This is a genomic window from Variovorax paradoxus (assembly GCF_024734665.1).
Lineage (GTDB): Bacteria > Pseudomonadota > Gammaproteobacteria > Burkholderiales > Burkholderiaceae_C > Variovorax.
The window spans coordinates 3,922,764-3,942,686 of sequence record NZ_CP102931.1 but is presented as its reverse complement, the minus strand read 5'-3'; the positions used below and the strand labels follow the sequence as shown (position 1 = coordinate 3,942,686).

The 19,923-nt window shown below is 66.2% G+C and carries 22 protein-coding genes; 18 read left to right on the top strand and 4 right to left on the bottom strand.

Annotated features, from left to right (window positions below; all coding sequences use genetic code 11):
• Window positions 1-7: 7 nt before the first annotated feature.
• The 12 genes from hisS (at window position 8) to NWF24_RS18745 (ending at window position 11,890) form a co-directional block, all read left to right on the top strand.
• A complete protein-coding gene (hisS, locus tag NWF24_RS18800) occupies window positions 8-1,318 on the top strand; it encodes a histidine--tRNA ligase (protein WP_258349849.1) in 1,311 nt (436 codons plus the stop codon).
• A 6-nt stretch (window positions 1,319-1,324) separates the two neighbouring features.
• On the top strand, window positions 1,325-2,017 hold the full coding sequence (locus NWF24_RS18795) for a YfgM family protein (RefSeq protein ID WP_258349848.1): 693 nt from the start codon (window positions 1,325-1,327) through the stop codon (window positions 2,015-2,017).
• A 7-nt stretch (window positions 2,018-2,024) separates the two neighbouring features.
• On the top strand, window positions 2,025-3,167 hold the full coding sequence (bamB, locus tag NWF24_RS18790) for an outer membrane protein assembly factor BamB (RefSeq protein ID WP_258349847.1): 1,143 nt from the start codon (window positions 2,025-2,027) through the stop codon (window positions 3,165-3,167).
• Between the two features lie 57 nt (window positions 3,168-3,224).
• Complete coding sequence (gene der / locus NWF24_RS18785) at window positions 3,225-4,568, top strand: ribosome biogenesis GTPase Der (RefSeq protein ID WP_056598124.1); 1,344 nt, start codon at window positions 3,225-3,227, stop codon at window positions 4,566-4,568.
• Window positions 4,569-4,732: 164 nt separating this feature from the next.
• Complete coding sequence (gene hfq / locus NWF24_RS18780) at window positions 4,733-4,978, top strand: RNA chaperone Hfq (protein WP_012747311.1); 246 nt, start codon at window positions 4,733-4,735, stop codon at window positions 4,976-4,978.
• Window positions 4,979-5,033: 55 nt separating this feature from the next.
• On the top strand, window positions 5,034-6,203 hold the full coding sequence (gene hflX / locus NWF24_RS18775; protein ID WP_258349846.1) for a GTPase HflX: 1,170 nt from the start codon (window positions 5,034-5,036) through the stop codon (window positions 6,201-6,203).
• Window positions 6,204-6,277: 74 nt separating this feature from the next.
• Window positions 6,278-7,654: an FtsH protease activity modulator HflK gene (gene hflK, locus NWF24_RS18770; RefSeq protein WP_309148837.1), complete on the top strand. Its 1,377-nt coding sequence runs from the start codon at window positions 6,278-6,280 to the stop codon at window positions 7,652-7,654.
• 17 nt (window positions 7,655-7,671) lie between these two features.
• Complete coding sequence (gene hflC / locus NWF24_RS18765) at window positions 7,672-8,571, top strand: protease modulator HflC (RefSeq protein ID WP_093176659.1); 900 nt, start codon at window positions 7,672-7,674, stop codon at window positions 8,569-8,571.
• 16 nt (window positions 8,572-8,587) lie between these two features.
• Entirely contained in the window at window positions 8,588-8,776 is a 189-nt protein-coding gene (locus NWF24_RS18760) for a DUF2065 domain-containing protein (RefSeq protein WP_081269108.1), read from the top strand.
• A gap of 56 nt (window positions 8,777-8,832) precedes the next feature.
• Entirely contained in the window at window positions 8,833-9,993 is a 1,161-nt protein-coding gene (locus NWF24_RS18755; protein ID WP_258349844.1) for an ATP phosphoribosyltransferase regulatory subunit, read from the top strand.
• A 23-nt stretch (window positions 9,994-10,016) separates the two neighbouring features.
• Entirely contained in the window at window positions 10,017-11,348 is a 1,332-nt protein-coding gene (locus NWF24_RS18750) for an adenylosuccinate synthase (RefSeq protein WP_258349843.1), read from the top strand.
• 17 nt (window positions 11,349-11,365) lie between these two features.
• Window positions 11,366-11,890, top strand: a complete 525-nt coding sequence (locus tag NWF24_RS18745; protein ID WP_081269111.1) for a phosphoribosyltransferase — start codon at window positions 11,366-11,368, stop codon at window positions 11,888-11,890.
• 40 nt (window positions 11,891-11,930) lie between these two features.
• Here NWF24_RS18745 and NWF24_RS18740 read toward each other — a convergent pair whose 3' ends face one another.
• A complete protein-coding gene (locus NWF24_RS18740) occupies window positions 11,931-12,380 on the bottom strand; it encodes a VOC family protein (protein ID WP_258349842.1) in 450 nt (149 codons plus the stop codon).
• A 90-nt stretch (window positions 12,381-12,470) separates the two neighbouring features.
• The gene (locus NWF24_RS18735) at window positions 12,471-13,319 is read right to left on the bottom strand and encodes an AraC family transcriptional regulator (RefSeq protein WP_258349841.1); all 849 of its coding nucleotides are present in this window, start codon (window positions 13,317-13,319) and stop codon (window positions 12,471-12,473) included.
• An 89-nt stretch (window positions 13,320-13,408) separates the two neighbouring features.
• On the opposite strand from NWF24_RS18735, the gene NWF24_RS18730 reads away from it, so the two are divergent.
• Window positions 13,409-14,602 carry a PLP-dependent transferase gene (locus NWF24_RS18730; RefSeq protein ID WP_258349840.1) on the top strand — a complete coding sequence of 398 codons (1,194 nt, stop codon included), beginning with the start codon at window positions 13,409-13,411 and terminating at the stop codon, window positions 14,600-14,602.
• Window positions 14,603-14,716: 114 nt separating this feature from the next.
• Window positions 14,717-14,920, top strand: coding sequence for a hypothetical protein (locus tag NWF24_RS18725; RefSeq protein ID WP_093052173.1), 204 nt, complete (start codon window positions 14,717-14,719; stop codon window positions 14,918-14,920).
• A gap of 58 nt (window positions 14,921-14,978) precedes the next feature.
• Here the strand turns inward: NWF24_RS18725 and NWF24_RS18720 are convergent, their stop codons facing one another.
• Window positions 14,979-15,623 carry an arylesterase gene (locus NWF24_RS18720; RefSeq protein WP_176928734.1) on the bottom strand — a complete coding sequence of 215 codons (645 nt, stop codon included), beginning with the start codon at window positions 15,621-15,623 and terminating at the stop codon, window positions 14,979-14,981.
• 36 nt (window positions 15,624-15,659) lie between these two features.
• On the opposite strand from NWF24_RS18720, the gene NWF24_RS18715 reads away from it, so the two are divergent.
• From NWF24_RS18715 to rlmB, 4 genes are read left to right on the top strand one after another with little or no spacing between them, the layout of a single operon-like run.
• Window positions 15,660-16,370, top strand: a complete 711-nt coding sequence (locus NWF24_RS18715) for an ABC transporter ATP-binding protein (RefSeq protein WP_093052161.1) — start codon at window positions 15,660-15,662, stop codon at window positions 16,368-16,370.
• A gap of 55 nt (window positions 16,371-16,425) precedes the next feature.
• The gene (locus tag NWF24_RS18710; RefSeq protein ID WP_258349837.1) at window positions 16,426-16,917 is read left to right on the top strand and encodes a ribosomal protein L7/L12; all 492 of its coding nucleotides are present in this window, start codon (window positions 16,426-16,428) and stop codon (window positions 16,915-16,917) included.
• A gap of 4 nt (window positions 16,918-16,921) precedes the next feature.
• Window positions 16,922-17,905, top strand: coding sequence for a hypothetical protein (locus tag NWF24_RS18705; protein WP_258349836.1), 984 nt, complete (start codon window positions 16,922-16,924; stop codon window positions 17,903-17,905).
• A gap of 42 nt (window positions 17,906-17,947) precedes the next feature.
• Window positions 17,948-18,694 (top strand): 23S rRNA (guanosine(2251)-2'-O)-methyltransferase RlmB, encoded by a 747-nt coding sequence (gene rlmB, locus NWF24_RS18700; RefSeq protein WP_007828317.1) that lies wholly within the window; start codon window positions 17,948-17,950, stop codon window positions 18,692-18,694.
• A 10-nt stretch (window positions 18,695-18,704) separates the two neighbouring features.
• Here the strand turns inward: rlmB and NWF24_RS18695 are convergent, their stop codons facing one another.
• Window positions 18,705-19,901: an NAD(P)/FAD-dependent oxidoreductase gene (locus tag NWF24_RS18695; RefSeq protein ID WP_258349834.1), complete on the bottom strand. Its 1,197-nt coding sequence runs from the start codon at window positions 19,899-19,901 to the stop codon at window positions 18,705-18,707.
• Window positions 19,902-19,923 lie beyond the last annotated feature (22 nt).

The following is a 19,923-nucleotide window of genomic DNA, read 5'->3' as shown; positions in this document are numbered from 1 at the left end:
CAGACTCATGGCTGAAAAATTGAATGCCGTCAAAGGCATGAACGACATATTGCCGCCCGAATCGGCGCGCTGGGAATGGCTCGAGGCCACCGTGCGCGACCTGATGGGGCGCTATGCGTACCGCAATGTCCGCACGCCGATCCTTGAGCGCACGGCGCTGTTTGTGCGTGGCATCGGTGAAGTCACGGACATTGTCGAGAAGGAGATGTACTCCTTCGAGGACCGCGCGGACAAGCATGGCAAGTTCGAGCACCTGACCATGCGCCCCGAGAACACTGCCGGCCTGGTGCGCGCGGTGATCGAGCACAACATGCTGTACGAAGGCCCCAAGCGCCTCTGGTACACCGGACCGATGTTTCGCCGCGAGAACGTGCAGCGCGGACGCTTCCGCCAGTTCCATCAGATCGGTGCCGAGGCCTTGGGCTTTGCCGGGCCTGACGTCGATGCCGAGCTGATCCTGCTGGCGAGTGCACTCTGGAAAGCCATCGGACTGACCGACGTTCGCCTCGAGCTCAACAGCCTCGGGCAGCCGGCCGAACGCGCATTGCACCGCGCTCAGCTCATCGCGCACTTCGAGAAGCACGCCGACAAGCTCGACGAAGACGGCAAGCGCCGCCTGCACAGCAATCCGCTGCGGATCCTCGATACGAAGAACCCTGCGATGAAGGAAGTGGTCGAGTCGGCGCCGAAGCTGATCGACTTCCTTGGTGCGGAGTCGTTGGTCCACTTCGAGGGGCTGCAAGCCATCCTGAAGGCCAACGATATCGGCTTCACGATCAATCCTCGCCTCGTGCGCGGTCTTGACTACTACAACCTGACCGTCTTCGAGTTCGTGACCGATCGTCTTGGCTCGCAGGGTACGGTGTGCGCAGGCGGGCGCTATGACGATCTGATCGCGCAAATCGGTGGCAAGCCCGCGCCAGCCGTTGGCTGGGCGCTCGGCATCGAGCGCGTGCTCGATCTGCTGAAAGAGCAGGGCGCTGAAATTGGCGCGCCCGCGCCCGACGCTTACGCCGTCGTGCCGGATGCCGCGTCGATGCCCGTTGCGCTGCGCACCCTCCAGCAGTTGCGCGAGTCGGGCATCAGCGTGCAGATGCATGCGACGACGGCTGAGGGCCTCGCCAGCTTCAAGGCGCAGCTGAGAAAAGCCGATGCCAGCGGCGCCACCTACGCCCTGATCTTCGGTGCCGATGAACTTGCACGCGGCGAAGTGACTCTCAAGGCGCTGCGCGACGGAAGCGGCGCGCAAACCTCCCGGCCACTTGCTGAAGTGGCCGCCTGGGCCGCCACCCTACAATCGCCGGCTCCCAACAACTGACAGCGCATGGCAACCCATCTCGACCTCGAAGAACAGGAACAGCTCGACCAGCTCAAGCATTTCTGGAATACCTACGGCACCCTGATCACTTCGGTCGTGCTGCTCGTCGCTGGCGCCTTCGTGGCCTGGAACGGCTGGCAATGGTATGGCCGCAACAAGGCGGCGCAGGCCTCGTCGCTCTACGACGAGGTCGAGAAGACGGCGCAGGCGGGCGACCCCGCACGCATTGCGCTCGTGCTCGACGACATGAAGAAGCGCTTCGCCGGCACTGCCTACGCGCAGCAGGCCGGCCTGCTGGTCGCCAAGACGCTGTACGAAAAGGGCAATGCCGCAGGCTCGCGCGCCGAGCTCGAATGGGTCGCGCAGAACGCCATCGACCCCGGCTACAAGGCCATCGCCCGGCTGCGGCTGGCGGCCGAATTGCTCGACAGCAAGTCCTACGACGATGCTCTCAAGCAACTCGACGGCAGCGTGCCCAAGGAATTCGAACCGCTGGTAGCCGACCGCAAGGGCGACATCTACCTGGCTCAAGGCAAGCGCGCCGAAGCACAGACCGAATACCGCAAGGCGTGGACCGCCCTTGGCGCCACCTCCGACTATCGCCGTCTGGTTGAAATCAAGCTCAATGCGGTCGGTGTCGATCCGAAGAGTCTGGCACCCGTCGTCACCGTCACACCCGCAGCCCCCAAAACTCCCTGACCGCATCATGAATTTCAAGCGTTTCATGCCTGAATCGACCGCCCTGCGTGCGGGATCAGCTCTTGTTTTGGTAGCGTTTCTCGCCGCCTGTTCTGGCACCAGCAAGCCGAAGCCGGCCGAACTGCCCGCCAACCCGGCCCTGATGAGCGTGCGCCAAGCCTGGACTGTGCGCATTCCCGAAGTCCAGTTCCCGCTCACCACCGACGTCAGCGGCGACACGGTTACCGTGGCCGGCAGTGACGGCACAGTGGTTGCCATCGATGCCCGCGCCGGCCGCGAAACCTGGCGCGCCAGCGCCGGCGCCCCGCTGGCGGCCGGTGTCGGCAGCGACGGGTCGATGGCTGCGGTCGTCACCACCAGCAACGAGCTGGTCGCCATCGAGAACGGCAAGGTCCTCTGGAAGCAGAAGCTCTCGGCCCAGGCCTTCACCGCACCGCTGGTGGCGGGCCGCCGCGTGTTCGTGCAGACCGCCGACCGCAGCATCAGCGCCTGGGATGGCCAGAGCGGCCGTCGCCTCTGGATCCAGCAGCGCGCAGGTGAAAACCTGGTGCTGCGCAAGTCGGGCGTGCTCATCGCCGTGGGCGACACGCTGGTGGCCGGCATCGGCGGCCGGTTGGTCGGCATCAACCCCGCCAACGGCACCTCGCGCTGGGAATCGCCCATTGCGGCTCCGCGCGGCACCAACGACGTGGAACGCCTGGTCGACCTGACCGGCAGCGTGAGCCGCTTCGGCGACACGGTCTGCGCCCGCGCCTACTACGCCAGCGTCGGCTGCGTCGAAACCGTGCGCGGCTCACTGGTCTGGAGCAAGCCGGCCTCGGGCGCGGACGGTGTGAGCGGCGACAGCGGTTTTGTCTACGGCACCGAGTCCGACGGCAGCGTCGTGGCCTGGCGCCGTGCCGACGGTGAACGCGCCTGGCAGATGAGCCGCTTCAAGAATCGCAACCTCACCGCACCGCTGGCCGTGGGCCGCTCGCTGATCGTCGGCGAAGACACCGGCACGCTGCATTTCGTCTCGCGCGAAGACGGTGCGCTGCTCAATCGCATCACGCCCGATGGCTCGGCCATCACCATTACGCCGGTACTGGCCGGCAACACGGTCGTGGTGGTGACTGCCAAGGGTGGCGTTTTTGGCTATCGCCCTGAATAACTTTTCTTTCTTTTTCCAAGGCCCGACCATGAATACCGAGCCATCGAAAGGCCGGCCATGAAGCCGGTCGTGGCCCTGGTCGGGCGGCCCAACGTCGGCAAATCGACCCTCTTCAACCGCCTGACCCAGACGCGCGACGCCATCGTCGCCGACTTCGCCGGACTCACGCGCGACCGCCATTACGGCAACGGCCGCCTGGGCAAGCACGAGTTCATCGTGATTGACACCGGCGGCTTCGAGCCCGACGCGGGCAGCGGCATCTACAAGGAAATGGCCAAGCAGACGCGGCAGGCCGTGGCCGAGGCCGACGTGGTGATCTTCGTGGTCGACGCCCGCGAGGGACTCTCGGCGCAAGACCACGACATCGCCAACGAGCTGCGCCGCCTTGGCAAACCCTGCGTCTTGGCGGCCAACAAGGCCGAGGGCATGCACGACGGCACCAAGCTGGTCGACTTCTACGAGCTGGGCTTCGGCGATGTGCATGGTGTGTCGGCAGCGCACGGGCAGGGTATGCGCGACCTGGTCGAGCTTGCTCTCGAGCCGCTGAACCTGCCTGATCCAGACGACGAGACGGACGAGGACGAGGTCAATAAGCCGATCAAGCTGGCCGTGGCCGGCCGGCCCAATGTGGGCAAGTCCACGCTGATCAACACCTGGCTGGGTGAAGAGCGCCTGGTGGCCTTCGACATGCCGGGCACCACGCGCGACGCAATCTCCGTGCCCTTCGAGCGAAACGGCCAGCGCTTCGAGCTGATCGACACGGCCGGCCTGCGCCGCAAGGGCAGGGTGTTCGAGGCGATCGAGAAGTTCTCAGTGGTCAAGACGCTGCAGGCCATCGAGTCGGCCAATGTCGTGCTGCTGCTGCTCGATGCCACGCAAGGCGTGACCGACCAGGACGCGCACATTGCGGGCTACATCCTCGAGAGCGGTCGCGCGGTGGTGATCGCCATCAACAAGTGGGACGCGGTCGACAGCTACCAGCGCGAGCAGATCCAGCGGCAGATCGAGACCCGGCTGCCGTTCCTGAAGTTCGCGGCGCTGCATTTCATCTCGGCCATCAAGCGCCAGGGTCTGGGCCCGGTGTGGCAGGCGATCGCGCAGGCCCACAAGTCGGCCACGCGCAAGATGTCGACCCCGGTGCTGACACGCCTGCTGCTGGAGGCGGTGCAGTTCCAGGCGCCCAAGCGGGGCGGCATGTACCGCCCCAAGCTGCGCTATGCGCATCAGGGGGGCATGAACCCGCCGGTGATCGTGATCCATGGCAATTCGCTGGAGCATGTTACTGATGCCTACAAGCGCTTCCTCGAGGGGCGCTTCCGCAAGGAATTCGACCTTGTGGGTACCCCCTTGCGCATCGAGTTCAAGAGCTCGCACAATCCATTTGCCGACAAGGACGATTGAGGGAGCTTGGCCGCCGATGGCGGCCAATGAGCTGCAGCAGGAGTGGAAGTTCCGCCTTTTGAGAACCGTTATTTTCTCAAGGCTTTTGACCCCGATTGCTGCAGCGCAGAAACCCTGTGTTAAGGTCATCTCTCCAACAACTACTCTTGAACACGGAGAATATCGTGAGCAATAAAGGGCAACTTCTGCAAGACCCGTTTCTGAACACCCTGCGTCGTGAGCACGTGCCGGTTTCCATTTATTTGGTGAACGGCATCAAGCTGCAGGGCCAGATCGAGTCTTTTGACCAGTACGTCGTGTTGCTTCGCAATACGGTGACGCAAATGGTCTACAAGCACGCCATTTCCACCATCGTGCCGGGTCGTGCCGTCAACTTCTCGGCTGCCGAGAACGACGACGCCGCAGCCTGATCGCGCGGAGCGCGGCAGCCCTGCTGCCGCGCTTTTTCCCAATTTCTGATCCCGCTTGTCTGAACTGATCCCCCGCCAGGAAGGCGCCGCCGTTCTCGTCGGCGTCGATTTCGGGCTGCCCCATTTCGACAGCGAACTCGAGGAACTCGGCCTGCTTGCGCAGACCGCAGGCCTGACGCCCGTCGCCCGTCTTGCGTGCAAGCGCAAGGCGCCCGATGCGGCATTGTTCGTTGGTAGCGGCAAGGCCGAAGAAATCAAGGAGCTGGCTGCCCTGTACAGGGCGAGCGAGGTCATCTTCGACCAGGCCCTGAGCCCCGCGCAGCAGCGCAACCTCGAACGCCAGCTCGACGTTGCCGTCTACGACCGGACCTTTCTCATCCTCGAGATCTTCGCCCAGCGTGCGCGTTCGCACGAAGGCAAGCTGCAGGTCGAGCTGGCTCGCCTGCAGTACCTCAGCACGCGGCTGGTCCGCCGCTGGTCCCACTTGGAGCGCCAGACCGGCGGTGCCGGTGTGCGCGGCGGCCCGGGTGAAAAGCAGATCGAGCTCGACCGCCGGATGATCAGCGAGTCGATCAAGCGCACGCGCGAGCGTCTCGCCAAAGTGCAGAAGCAGCGCGGCACGCAGCGCCGCCAGCGCGAGCGCCGCGAGACCTTCAACATCTCGCTGGTGGGCTACACCAACGCGGGCAAGTCGTCACTGTTCAATGCGCTGGTCAAGGCCCGCGCCTATGCGGCCGACCAGCTGTTCGCAACGCTCGACACCACTACGCGCAACCTCTACCTGGGCGATGCGAGGCGGCAGGTGTCAATCTCCGACACCGTGGGCTTCATCCGCGACCTGCCGCACGGCCTTGTCGATGCCTTCAAGGCCACGCTGCAGGAGGCGGTCGATGCCGACCTGCTGCTGCACGTGATCGATGCCTCCAACCCGCATTACCCCGAGCAGATGGCCGAGGTGCAGGCGGTGCTGCGCGAGATCGGTGCCGACACCGTTCCGCAGCTTTTGGTATTCAACAAGCTCGATGCCCTTGAAAGCGCGCAACATCCGCTGCATCTGCAGGACGAGATGGAAATCGATGGCGTGCAGGTTCCCCGCATCTTCCTCAGCGCCAAGAGCGGCGAGGGCGTGCCGCTGTTGCGGGCCGAGCTCGCCCGGCAGTCGGGCTCCGTAGCCGATACGATGACCCCTGGGGCAAACGCTGAATTGCACGATGCAGCCGATTGATTGGGCACAATCCCGCCACTGACAAGAGAACGAAGCGAATGAATTCAAAGCCAGCGCGGAGAGGGTTTCTGGGCATGTTCAACCTGAACGATGGCCGATGGGGTCGCGGCGACGAGCCGTCGTCCTCCAACGGCGACCGCCCAGCCGGCAACCGCCCCCCCGATGCCAATCCCCCCGGCGCACCGACGCCTCCGCCTTCGGGCAACAACAACAGCAACGACAACCGTCCCCGTGGACAAGGTCCGAACCAGGGCCCGCCTGACCTCGACGAACTCTGGCGCGACCTCAATCGCAAGCTCGGTGGCTTCTTCGGTGGCAAGGGCGGCGGCAACCGCCCCAACGGCGGCAGTAGCGGCGGTGGTGGCAACGGCTACAGGCCCGACATGAAAAACGCAGGATTCGGCCTCGGCCTCGTGGCCGCGGTGGCGGTCCTGATCTGGCTCGGCACCGGCTTCTTCATCGTGAACGAAGGCCAGCAGGCCGTCGTCACGCAGTTCGGCAGCTACAAGAGCACCGTGGGCGCAGGCTTCAACTGGCGCCTGCCGTACCCCATTCAGCGCCACGAAGTGGTGGTGACCACGCAGATCCGCTCCGCAGACGTGGGCCGCGATGCCATCGTGCGCTCCACCGGACTGCGCGAATCGGCCATGCTGACCGAAGACGAGAACATCGTCGAGATCAAGTTTGCCGTGCAGTACCGCCTGAGCGACCCGCGCGCATGGCTCTACGAGAGCAAGTCGCCTGCCGACACCGTCGTGCAGGTGGCCGAGACCTCCGTGCGCGAGGTGGTCGGCAAGATGAAGATGGACGCCGCGCTGGCCGAAGAGCGCGACCAGATCGCACCGCGCGTGCGCGCGCTGATGCAGACTATCCTCGACCGCTACAAGATCGGCGTCGAAGTCGTCGGCATCAACCTGCAGCAGGGCGGCGTGCGTCCGCCCGAGCAGGTGCAGGCCGCGTTCGACGACGTGCTCAAAGCTGGCCAGGAGCGCGAGCGCACCAAGAACGATGCACAGGCCTACGCCAATAACGTGGTGCCGCTTGCCACTGGTACGGCTTCGCGCCTGAAGGAAGAGTCCGAAGCCTATAAGGCGCGGATCGTGGCGCAGGCCCAGGGTGATGCAGGCCGCTTCAGCGCGGTGCTGGCTGAATACCAGAAGGCCCCGCAGGTGACGCGCGACCGCATGTACACCGACGCCATGCAGCAGATCTACGCCAGCACGACCAAGGTACTGGTCGACAGCAAGCAGGGCTCGAACCTGCTGTACCTGCCGCTCGACAAGCTCATGCAGATGGGCGGCAACAGCGGCGCCGCCGCCACCCCGGTCGATGCGGCCAGTCCCAACGTTGCCGGCACCGCGCCGGCCCAGTCCTCGGTGATCCCGGTGGCCCCCGCGACGACCGATGTGCGTGGCCGCGATGGCCGCTCGCGTGACCGCGACGTGCGTTGAGAAAGGCCCGAAAGAATATGAACAGAATCGGATTCATCGCCACGTCGATCCTCGTGCTGCTCGTGCTGGCAAGCTCGACCCTCTTCGTGGTCGACCAGCGCCAGTTCGGCGTGGTCTATGCCCTCGGCCAGATCAAGCAGGTCATTACCGAGCCCGGCCTCAACTTCAAGCTGCCGCCGCCGTTCCAGAACGTGTCGTACATCGACAAGCGCCTGCTGACGCTGTCGAGCGTGGACACGGAGCCCATGCTTACCGCCGAGAAGCAGCGCGTGGTGATCGACTGGTACGTGCGCTGGCGCATCTCCGACCCGCAGGCCTATATCCGCAACGTCGGCCTCGACGAGAACGCCGGTGCAATGCAGCTCAACCGCGTGGTGCGCAATGCGTTCCAGGAAAACATCAACAAGCGCACCGTGCGCGACCTGATCTCGGTGCGCCGCGAGGCCCTGATGGCCGACGTGCAGCGCGAAGTGCTGTCGGTGGTCAAGGGTGCAAAGCCCTGGGGCGTGGACGTGGTCGACGTGCGCATCACGCGTGTCGACTACGTGGAAGCCATCACCGAATCGGTCTATCGCCGCATGGAAGCCGAGCGCAAGCGCGTGGCCAACGAGCTGCGTTCGACCGGTACGGCCGAAGGCGAAAAGATTCGCGCCGATGCCGATCGCCAACGCGAGGTGATTGTGGCGAACGCCTACCGCGACGCCCAGAAGATCAAGGGCGAGGGCGATGCCCAGGCCGCTTCCGCTTACAGCGAGGCCTTCGGCCGCGATCCGCAATTTGCGCAGTTCTACCGAAGCCTCGATGCCTACAAGCAGAGCTTCAACAAGAAGAGCGACGTGATGGTGCTTGACCCATCGTCGGACTTCTTCCGCGCCATGCAAGGCTCGGGCTCTACCACCAACGCCCCTCGTCGTTGATTCTTCGCCAGGAGCCGTGAGCGCCGACACTTTCTGGAGCGCATTGGCGCTCGTCCTGGTGATCGAAGGCATCCTGCCTTTTGTCTCACCAGGAGGGTGGCGGCGCGGCTTCGGGCAGCTCATGCAGCTGCGCGACGGCCAGCTTCGTTTCTTCGGACTTTGCAGCATCCTGCTGGGTTTGATACTGCTCTGGATCCTGGCCTAGTCTTGGGCTGGTCGCGGTCCCGGTAGAATCCCGGTTTAACCACGCCCCCGATCCCCATGTCCGCCTGGGTCCTCCCGGATCACATTGCCGATGTGCTGCCCTCCGAGGCGCGCCACATCGAAGAACTTCGACGCCAGCTGCTCGATACCGCCCGTGGCTATGGCTACGAGCTGGTGATGCCGCCGCTGCTCGAGCATCTCGAATCGCTGCTCTCGGGCACCGGCGAGGCGCTCGACCTCCAAACCTTCAAGCTTGTCGACCAACTTTCCGGCCGCAGCATGGGCCTGCGTGCCGACACCACCCCCCAGGTGGCGCGTATCGATGCCCATCTGCTGAACCGCGACGGCGTGGCCCGCCTGTGCTACTGCGGTCCGGTGCTCCACACCCGGCCCGACCGCCCGCACGCCACCCGCGAGCCCCTGCAGTTCGGCGCCGAGATCTACGGCCATGCAGGGCTCGAAGCCGACACTGAAACCCTGTTGCTGGCGCTCGACTGCCTCGATGCCGCCGGCCTGCGCGACGGCGTGATTGTCGACCTGGCCGATGCCCGCATCGTGCGTGCCCTGTTCGCCGGCGTGCCGGTCGATGCGGCCGCGCTGGCCCGGGTGCATGCAGCGCTGGCCGCCAAGGACGCGAGCGAGCTCGAATCGCTCACCAAGGATTTCCCCGCTGCTTCGCGCGAGGGACTGCGTGCGCTGGTTCAGCTGTACGGCGATGCGTCGGTGCTCGACGAGGCCGCCAAGGCCCTGAAAGGCACGCCCGCCGTGGGCGCTGCCCTGGCCGACCTGAAGCAGCTCGCCGCCGGTCTGCAGGGCGTGGCCGGCCGCCAGATCAGCTTCGACCTGGCCGACCTGCGCGGCTATGCGTACTACAGCGGCATGCGCTTCGGCATCTACGTGCCCGGCGCGGCCGATTCGCTGGTGCGCGGTGGCCGCTACGACGAAGTGGGGGCCGTGTTCGGCCGCAACCGTCCGGCCGTCGGCTTCAGCCTCGACGTGCGCGAACTGGTCGGCGTGCTGCCGGCCCGCCCGCTGCGCGCCGCCATCCGCGCACCCTGGAGCGATGCGGCCGGCCTGCGTCAGGCAATTGCCCAATTGCGCAAGGCCGGCGAAACGGTAGTCTGCGTGCTGCCGGGCCATGGCAGCGAAATCGATGAATTCCACTGCGATCGCGAGCTCGTCGAGCAAGCTGGCCAGTGGACTGTCCGAGCGATCTGAATTTTTGAAGTAATGGAACGAGCATGAGCGTAACCACCGGAAGAAACGTGGTCGTCGTCGGCACCCAATGGGGCGACGAGGGCAAAGGCAAGCTGGTCGACTGGCTGACGGAAAGCGCCCAGGGCGTGGTCCGTTTCCAGGGCGGCCACAACGCGGGCCACACGCTGGTCATCAACGGTGTGAAAACCGCGTTGCACCTGATTCCGAGCGGCATCATGCGGCCCGGCGTCAAGTGCTACATCGGCAACGGCGTGGTGTTGTCGGCCGCCAAGCTGTTCGAGGAAATCGAAGGGCTGGAGAAGGCCGGTGTCGAGGTGCGTTCGCGCCTGCGCATCAGCGAGGCCTGCCCGCTGATCCTCCCGTTCCATGCCGCGCTGGACATCGCGCGCGAGGCCTACCGCGAAAAGGGCGGCATCGAGAAGATCGGCACCACCGGCCGCGGCATCGGCCCGGCCTACGAAGACAAGATCGCCCGCCGCGCCCTGCGCGTGCAGGACCTGAAGCACCCCGAGCGTTTCGCGGCCAAGCTGCGCGTGCTGCTCGACCTGCACAACCACGTGCTGACGCAGGTGCTGAGCGCCCCGGCCATCGACTTCGACGAAGTCTTCAACGAGGCCATGAGGCACGCCGAGCTGCTCAAGCCCATGATGGCCGACGTCTCGCGCGAACTGAACGACGCGCACAAGAACGGCGCCAACCTGCTGTTCGAAGGCGCGCAGGGCACGCTGCTCGACGTCGACCACGGCACCTACCCGTACGTCACCTCCAGCAACTGCGTGGCCGGCAATGCCGCCGCCGGTTCGGGCGTGGGCCCGGGCATGCTGCACTACATCCTCGGCATCACCAAGGCCTACTGCACGCGCGTGGGCGGCGGTCCGTTCCCCACCGAACTCGACTGGGCCACGCCCGGCACCCCGGGCTACCACATGAGCACCGTGGGCGCCGAAAAGGGCGTGACCACCGGCCGCAGCCGCCGTTGCGGCTGGTTCGACGCCGCGCTGCTCAAGCGCTCGGCGCAGGTCAACGGCTTGTCGGGCCTGTGCATCACCAAGCTCGACGTGCTGGACGGCCTCGAAAAGCTCGAGCTGTGCACCGGCTACGAACTCGACGGCGAAATCACCGACATCCTGCCGATGGGCGCTGACGAGATCGAGCGCTGCACGCCGATCTACGAAACCCTCGAAGGCTGGAGCGAAAGCACCGTCGGCGTCACGCAGTACGACAAGCTGCCGATCAATGCGCGCCTGTACCTGCAGCGCATCGAGCAGGTCACCGGCGTGCCGATCCACATGGTGTCGACCAGCCCCGACCGCGACCACACGATCATGATGCGTCACCCCTATCTGGCCGACTGAAGAGGAAAAGAAGAACCATGTTGACCGAAGACGGCAAGCATCTCTACGTCAGCTACGACGAGTACCACAACCTGATCGAAAAGCTCGCGATCAAGGTGCACCAGTCGGGCTGGCAGTTCGACACCATCCTGTGCCTGGCGCGCGGCGGCATGCGCCCCGGCGACGTGCTCTCGCGCATCTTCGACAAGCCGCTGGCCATCATGTCGACCAGTTCGTATCGCGCCGACGCCGGCACGGTGCAGGGCCACCTCGACATCGCCCGCTTCATCACCACGCCCAAGGGCGAGATCGCAGGCCGCGTGCTGCTGGTGGACGACCTGGCCGACTCGGGCCACACGCTGCATGCCGTCATGGACATGCTGCGCAACAACTACCCGCCCATCACCGAGCTGCGCAGCGCGGTGATCTGGACCAAGGCACTGTCGACCTTCACGCCCGACTACCAGGTGGAATTTCTTGCCACCAACCCGTGGATCCATCAGCCCTTCGAAGGCTACGACTCCATGGGCGCCGAGAAGCTGATCGAGAAGTGGTCGGTCTGATCCATCGGCCGACCCTTCGGCAATAAGCAGCGCCGCCGGCTCACCCTGCGTCGCTGAGCATCGCGGTGTAGCGCCGCTGCATTTCTTCCGGCGTCAGCTTCTCGATGCTGTGCCCCACGTTCCAGCGATGGCCGAAGGGGTCGTGAAAGACGCCGGAACGTTCTCCATAAAACTGATCCTGCGGGGCCATGTCCAGCGTGGCGCCCGTGGCGACCGCGCGCGCCACCACCGCGTCGGCATCGTCCACGTGCAGGTGCAGCGTGACGGCCGTGCCGCCCAGCGTCTTCGCGCTGTGGATGTTGAACTCGGCGAATTCGTCCGAGATCATCAGGATCGCGCCATTGTTGAAGTCCAGCTCCGCATGGCCGATGCGGCCGCTCGGCTCGGTCAGGCGAAAGATTTCCTTCACCTCGAAGACCTTGCAATAGAACTCGATGGCTGCGCCGGCATCGTGGACGCAGAGGTACGGAAACAGCTCGTGGATGGCCATGGTTTTGTCCGGTCTGTTTGATGAGATAGGCGCGATTCTGGTGGCCGGTGCTTTCCAGGTCTTGAACAAATTTGACCTGCGGGTGAGTAGTCAGATTCGCACATGCCGGGACGATGCTGGTGCTGCCCGCCGATACGCCTGCGGTGACATACCGGCGATGGCCAGGAAGTCGCGGTTGAAGTGCGCCTGGTCGCTGTAGCCGGCCTGCAGCGCGAGATCGACCCAGGGCTGGGTGGGGTCCATGGCGAACTGCCCGATCACGCGGTCGAAGCGCAGCATCCGCGCGTACTGCTTGGGTGCCAGGCCGGTCATGCCGCGGAACAGCGCGATGAAGCGCCGGTGGCTGTAGCCGCTTTGCTTCACCAGCTCGCGGATGGCGCCGGCTTGCGCATCGTCGCTATTGGCGCTGGCGTCGGACATGCGCGCCAGCGCCTGCGCCACTGCGGGATGCAGTCCGTGCATGGCGGAGGCGGCAAGGCGTGCGCCCAGCAGGGCATCGGCGATCGCGAGTTGCCGCGTCAGCGAGTCGGTGCCGTGGAGTTGCTCCAACGCGAAGTCAGCGTCCGCGCCCCAGAGCGCGTCCAGCGATGTGTGGCGGTCGGCCAGCGCGTCCTCGGGTACACCGAGCAGCGCCTTGGCCGCGCCAGGCTGCAGCATGGCGCCCACCGAGCGCGTTTGCACCGACACGTCGCGCACGAAGAACGCCGAGCGGGCTCCGCCCACCATGGCATGGCCCACCGTGAAGCCCCGCGCATCGGCATCGTCCTGGAACAGGCGCAGCGGCGGCCCCGAAAGCCGGAACACGAGATGCATCCCACCTGTGGGGAGCACGTGTTCGCGCGCGCCCGGCCGCCCCTCGTGCGGCCCATCGGGCGCGGAGGCCCACAGCAGCCGCACGAAGGGGCGCAGATGGGGGGAGGGTGGTCGGGTCAGCTGCATGACGCGGGAAGTGTCTGCCGAGCCGCCACGCGACGCAATCACCGCGCCCGCGAAATCCCCGGATGCGACGCTCGCGCTAGCATCGCTCCATGAGCAAGCCTTCCACGACCCTGATCCACCACCCCTACGTCCCGCCCGCCACCTTCGCCGCGCCGCAGCCCGGCGTGTTCAAGGCATCGACCGTGTTCTTCGCCGACGTGGCCGCCATGCGCGCGCGCGACTGGCGCACCAAAGCCGGCTACACCTACGGCCTGCACGGCACTCCCACCACCTTCACGCTGGAAGAGCGCCTGGCCACGCTCGAAGGCGGCACCGAATGCCTGCTCGTGCCCAGCGGGCTGGCGGCCATCTCGCTGGTGTCGTTCGCCTTTCTCAAGACCGGCGACGAGGTGCTGATTCCCGACAACGCCTACGGCCCCAACAAGGCGCTGGCCACCGGTGAGCTGGCGAATTTCGGCATCACACACCGCATGTACGACGCGATGAATCCGGCCGACCTCGCGGCCAAGCTGTCGGAGCGCACGCGGCTGGTCTGGGTCGAGGCGGCGGGCTCGGTGACGATGGAGTTTCCCGACCTGCCCGCCCTCGTCAACGTCTGCCGCGCGCGGGGTGTGATGACCGCGCTTGACAACACCTGGGGCGCGGGCCTGGCCTTTGCGCCTTTCGACTTCAACGACAGCGGGCAGGGCGTCGACATCTCGGTGCATGCGCTCACCAAGTACCCGAGCGGCGGCGGCGACGTGCTCATGGGCAGCGTGATCACGCGCGACGAGCGGCTGCATCGCGCGCTCAAGCTCACGCACATGCGCATGGGCTTCGGCATCGGCGTGGGCGATGTCGAGACGCTGCTGCGTTCGCTGCCCAGCATCGCGCTGCGCTATGCCGCGCACGACCGTGCGGCGCGCGAACTGGCCGGCTGGCTCAACGGCTGCGACGAGATCGCGCAGGTGCTGCACCCCGCGCTCGAAGACTCGCCCGGGCACGTGCACTGGCGCGCGCTGTGTGGTGAGACCAACCTGGCCGCAGGCCTGTTCTCGGTCGTGTTCGACGAGCGCTACAGCACCGAGCAGGTCGACCGCTTCTGCGACAGCCTGCAGCTTTTTCGCCTCGGCTATTCGTGGGGCGGCCCCATCAGCCTGGTGGTGCCGTACGACATCGGCTTGATGCGCGATGCCTCTGTGGCGCGCTGGCCTTACAAGGGAACGCTCGTTCGTTTTTCGATCGGCCTTGAAGACGTGGAGGACCTGCGCGCCGACTTGCAGCAGGCGCTGGCGCGGATGTAAAAAATCGCTTCTCGCTCTCTGGGAGCGTCATTGGGTACCGTCTTGGGACTGCACCGTTATCGCTTACAGTAGGCCACGCGCAGTCACCCTGACTGCCTCGCCCAAGGAGAAGCAGTGGCAACACCCAATTACGGCTACGAGAAGCGCCAGAAAGAGCTGGCCAAGAAGAAGAAGAAGGAAGAAAAGCTCCGGGAAAAGGCGAACCGCAAACTCAATCCGAGCAGCGACGGCTTGGCCCCCGGAGACCCGGAAACCGACGTGGCCTCGCTCGAACGCGATCCACCCACGGTGCCCGAGTTGCCCACCAAGAACGGTTGATCCGCTCCTGGCGTACCCATCAAGAAGCCGCCGCAGGCCTGCGCCTGCGGCGGTTTTTTTATTTCGGCAGCAGCTTGCGCAGCTCGGGCCAGACGTTGTCCAGCAGTTGAGGCTGTGCCGCGGCGGTCGGGTGGATGCGGTCGGCCTGGAACAGCGAGAGCGCATCGGGCGCATCGGCCACGCCCTTGAGCAGGAAGGGCACGAGCGCGGACTTGGTCGCGCCCGCTACCTTGGAGAACACCGCCTCGAAGCGCCGCGTGTAGTCGCCGCCGTAGTTCGGCGGCACCTGGATGCCGACGATCAGCACCTTTGCGCCCGCAGCCTGCGCGGCCTTGGTGATCTGCATCAGGTTGCTTTCGGTGTCCGAGAGTGGCAGGCCGCGCAGCGCGTCGTTGGCGCCGAGCTCCAGCACCACGTGGCTGGGCTTGTGCTGTGCGAGCAGCGAGGCAAGGCGCGAGCGCCCGCCGGAGCTGGTGTCGCCGCTGATGCTGGCGTTGACCACGGTGGCCGCGATCTTCTGCTGCGCAAGCCTTTTTTCCAGCAAGGGTACCCAGCCTTCGCCGCGCTTGAGGCCGTACTCTGCACTCAGCGAATCGCCGAGCACCAGGATCACCGGCTTGCCAGCCATCGGTACCTGGGCCTGAGCCTGGGCCTGCGCCGCGGTCGTCCATAGCCCCGCGCTGCCGAGCGCGGCGGTGGTCAAGATAAAGTCACGTCGATTCAAAACCAAAGCCTTTCCATGTCCCAACCCCCGTCTGATGCAATTGTCGCCGTCGAGCATGTCTTCAAGTCCGTCACCGATTCGGCCGGCACGCTGGACATTCTGCAGGACATCGATTTCACCCTCGGCGCGCGGGAAACCGCGGCCATCGTCGGCGCCTCGGGCTCCGGCAAGAGCACCCTGCTCTCGATCATCGCGGGGCTAGACACACCAACGCGCGGCACGGTGCGCATCGCCGGCGAAGACATCTTCGCCATCGACGAGGACGAGCGCGCCGCCGTGCGCGCGCAGCGCGTGGGCTTCGTGTTCCAGAGCTTCCAGCTGCTGGGCAACCTGAGCGCGCTCGAAAACGTGATGCTCCCGCTGGAGCTGGCCAACCGAAAAGATGCGCGCAAGGCGGCCACCGAAATGCTCGGCCGCGTCGGCCTCGGCCAGCGGCTCGGGCACTACCCCAAGGTGCTCTCGGGCGGCGAGCAGCAGCGTGTGGCGCTGGCCCGTGCCTTCGTGGTGCAACCGGCGCTGCTGCTGGCCGACGAGCCCACCGGCAGCCTCGACTTCGCCACCGGTGAGCAGGTGATGCGGCTGATGTTCGACCTCAATCGCGAGCTCGGCACCACGCTCGTGCTCGTCACCCACGACCGGGGCATCGCAGCCCGATGCGAGCGACGCATCACCATCGAGGCCGGTCGTGTCGCACTTAATGAAAAAGTGGCTCTGGCGCCCGCCTGACAAGCGCAATAAGCTATTAAACATAAGTAAATAGCCAGCCACACAGGAGATATTCATGGAGGAGCTTCCGCCCGACGCCGCCCTGGCGCTGCAGCGCGGCAGGATGATCGAGGCCATCAAGATCGTGCGCGCCCGCACGGGCGTGGACCTCAAGTCGGCCAAGGACGCTGTCGATCGCTACGCCGACAGGCTGGAGCGAGGGGAAGGCGATGCCCGCGGACGCGGTGCGCCTGCCGCCGCCATGCAGGACCGCGGCTTCGCCTCCATGCCCTCCATCGCACTCGCAGCCCTGGCGCAGGGCAACAAGATCGAGGCCATCCGCCTCACGCGCGAAGCCACGGGCCTGAGCCTGTCTGCGGCCAAGCGGCTGGTCGACAACCATGACGACCCGGCGCTCGGAAGTTTCAGCCCCCTGACCCAGCACATGCCCCGCCGCCCGATGGACGAACCGGGCCGCGTACATGGCGACGGCTACAAATGGCTGCCGGCGTTGATCATCGTGCTGGCGGCGGTCATGGCCTGGTTGTTGATTGCCGGAAAGGCTTGAGTCGATGATCGTTCCCCAGTTCTGGGCCGAAGGCCGTATCCAGGAGAGCGTGGGCGGCAAGCAGTTCACCGTGCGCCGCTTCGGCTGGTCCGACGAGAGCCCGCTGGCCGCGCAGGCGCACGCCGACCAGCGCACGCGCGATGCCTTCGACCGCATCGTCCACAAGGGCGAGAAGCTCGAGCGCCGCGAACGCAAGATGCCCTACAACGGCGCCGACGGCATGCCGATCCGCGAGGAAATCGTCGAGCGCCAGGGCGACACCGTCATCACGCGCAACACCTACGGCGCGCGCTGCCTCAACACGCCCGACGTGCTGTTCGTCGACATCGACTTCGAGGAGCCCTTGCGCGGCAGCGTGTTCGGCTTTGCGCTGGTGCCGGCGCTGATCGCCGGGGTGGTCGGCGGCTGGGCTGCCAAGACCTGGCTGGGCGGGCTGATCGCGGGCATCGTGGTCTTCGTCGTGGCCTGGGTCATCGGCCAGCGCAAGAAGCGTGGCGAGCACAGCGGCAACCCTGCGCCCGAGAAGCGGGCGGCCGAGCGCATCGGGCGCTTCATGCAGCAGCACCCCGACTGGCATCTGCGCATCTATCGCACGCCCGCGGGCTTCCGGGTGCTGGCGATGCACGATGTCTTCGATCCGGCCGACACCGCGGTGGCCGACTGCTTTCATGCAATGGGCGTCGACAAGGTCTACGCACGCATGTGCCGCAACCAGAAATGCTTTCGTGCCCGGGTGAGCGCCAAGCCCTGGCGCATCGGCATCGGCGAACACATGCGGCCCCAGCCGGGCATATGGCCGGTGTCGCCCGAGAAGCTGCCTGCGCGCGACGCCTGGATCGCGCGCTACGAAAAGGCAGCCGAGGGCCATGCGGCCTGCCAGTACCTGGAGAGCGTGGGCAACGGCGCGAAGGTGCATCCGAGCGCGTTGGCTGTGCAGGAACTGCACGATGAGCGCACCCGCGCGCTCAGTGGTTTGCCGATCGCCTGACCACGCGAAAGGGGCAGGCCCCGGGGTAGGGATAATCCAGGGATGTCTTCCCCCAAAGTGATCTTCGGCTTCCATGCCGTGGGCGTGCGCATCAAGACCGCGCCTAAATCGGTGCTCGAAGTGATGTTCGACGCCAGCCGGCGCGATGCGCGCATGAAACAGTTCATTGCGCGTGCGCAGGAGGCCGGTGTGCGGCTGGTCGAGGCCGACGGCCTGCGGCTGTCCAAGCTCAGCGGCAGCCACGGCCATCAGGGCGTGGTAGCGCGGGTCGAACCCGTGGCCCAGGTCCGCTCGCTCGACGAACTGCTCGAAGGCCTCGAAGAGGCCGGCACCGTGCCCCTGCTGCTGGTGCTCGACGGCGTGACCGACCCGCACAACCTCGGTGCCTGCCTGCGCGTGGCCGACGGTGCCGGCGCGCATGCGGTCATCGCCCCCAAGGACCACGCGGCCGGCATCAACGCCACCGTGGCCAAGGTGGCGAGCGGCGCGGCCGAGACTGTGCCGTACTTCATGGTCACCAACCTCGCGCGCACCCTGAACGAACTCAAGGAACGCAACATCTGGTGCGTGGGCACCAGCGACGATGCGCCGGGCACCATTTACCAGAGCGACTTCAAGCGTCCCCTGGCGCTGGTGCTGGGCGCCGAAGGCGAAGGCATGCGGCAGCTCACGCGAAAGACCTGCGACGAGCTGGTGAGCATTCCGATGGCCGGCGCGGTCGAGAGCCTGAATGTCTCGGTGGCGAGCGGCGTGTGCCTCTACGAGGCGATGCGGCAGCGCGGCGCCTGAGCGTCTTTTTCTAGCTCTTGGGCAACGATCCACCCTTGCGGTGGAAGTAGATGAGCTCCGCCACCCGCCGCATCTGCGGTGTGCCCAGCAAGTGGTTGAACATCCAGTCGGTCTGGAAATGGTCGAAGGCCCAGCGCAGCGCGCGCTTGAGCCGGAAGCCCGGGTAGCCACGAACGAACCACGTGGCCGGGTCGCCGGCCTCGCCGCGCACGAAGCGCGCCACCGCCTCGCCCGCGCGCTCCCCGTGCAGCAGTGCCGTGTGGATGCCGCCGGCCGTCACCGGCGACACCATGCCCGCCGCATCGCCCACCAGCAAGGCCCGTTCGCGCGCTACCACCGGCAGCACGCCGCCGCACGGGATCATTCCCGCGCGTACCGCGACCGGCGGAGCGTCGCCGGGCGTGACCACCGAAGCAATCTTGCGCAGCAGCGGATCGAGCTTCAGCGCGCCCGCGCTGTTGTGCACCATGCGGCGCGCCAGCCCGATCTGGCTAACGCCGACGCCGTCGAGCGCCCAGCCGATGTAGCCGGGCGCGAGCTTGCGGTCGATGAAGCAATGCAGCAGGCCGGGCGCCATCCGCGCGCCCTGGTACTCGTGCTCGATGCCGTAGAGGAAGCGCGTGTTGCGCGACAGGCCCAGCGCCTTGGCAACGCGCGAGTGGGGGCCGTCAGCGCCCACGAGGTAGGTGGCCGTGATGCAGGGCCCTTGCGTCACCGGCACCTCCCACCGGCCGTTGAGCCACAGCGCCTGCTCGAACAGCGTGTCCAGCCGCACGTCGACGCCGCTGGCGCAGGCAGAGCCGACCATCCAGTCGAGCAGGGCGGGCGCGTCGGTGGCCCAGAACCAGTAGCCCGGCGCATGCAGGTCGACATGGCGCATGTTGGGCGCATAGAGCCGCACCCCTTCGATACGGCGCACGAGTGCCGCAGGCACTTCGGCCAGCCACGGCACGCTGTCGACCGCGTCCTTCACGATGATGCCGGTGGTGTGCAGCTTGGCGCCGGCACTGCTCTTCTTCTCCAGCACCATCACGCTGAGGCCTGCCAGGGCCGCGGCCCGGGCACAGGCCAGGCCCGCAAAGCTCGCGCCCACGACGAGAAGGTCGACCTTGATGTTGCCGGGGCTTGCTGCCGGAGCCAGGGCCGGCTGGGGCGCTGCGCAGGATGAGGAGGCGAGGGGAGAAAAGAAGCTGGAAGAAGTGTGCATGGGGCAGCCAACTGGATTCGAT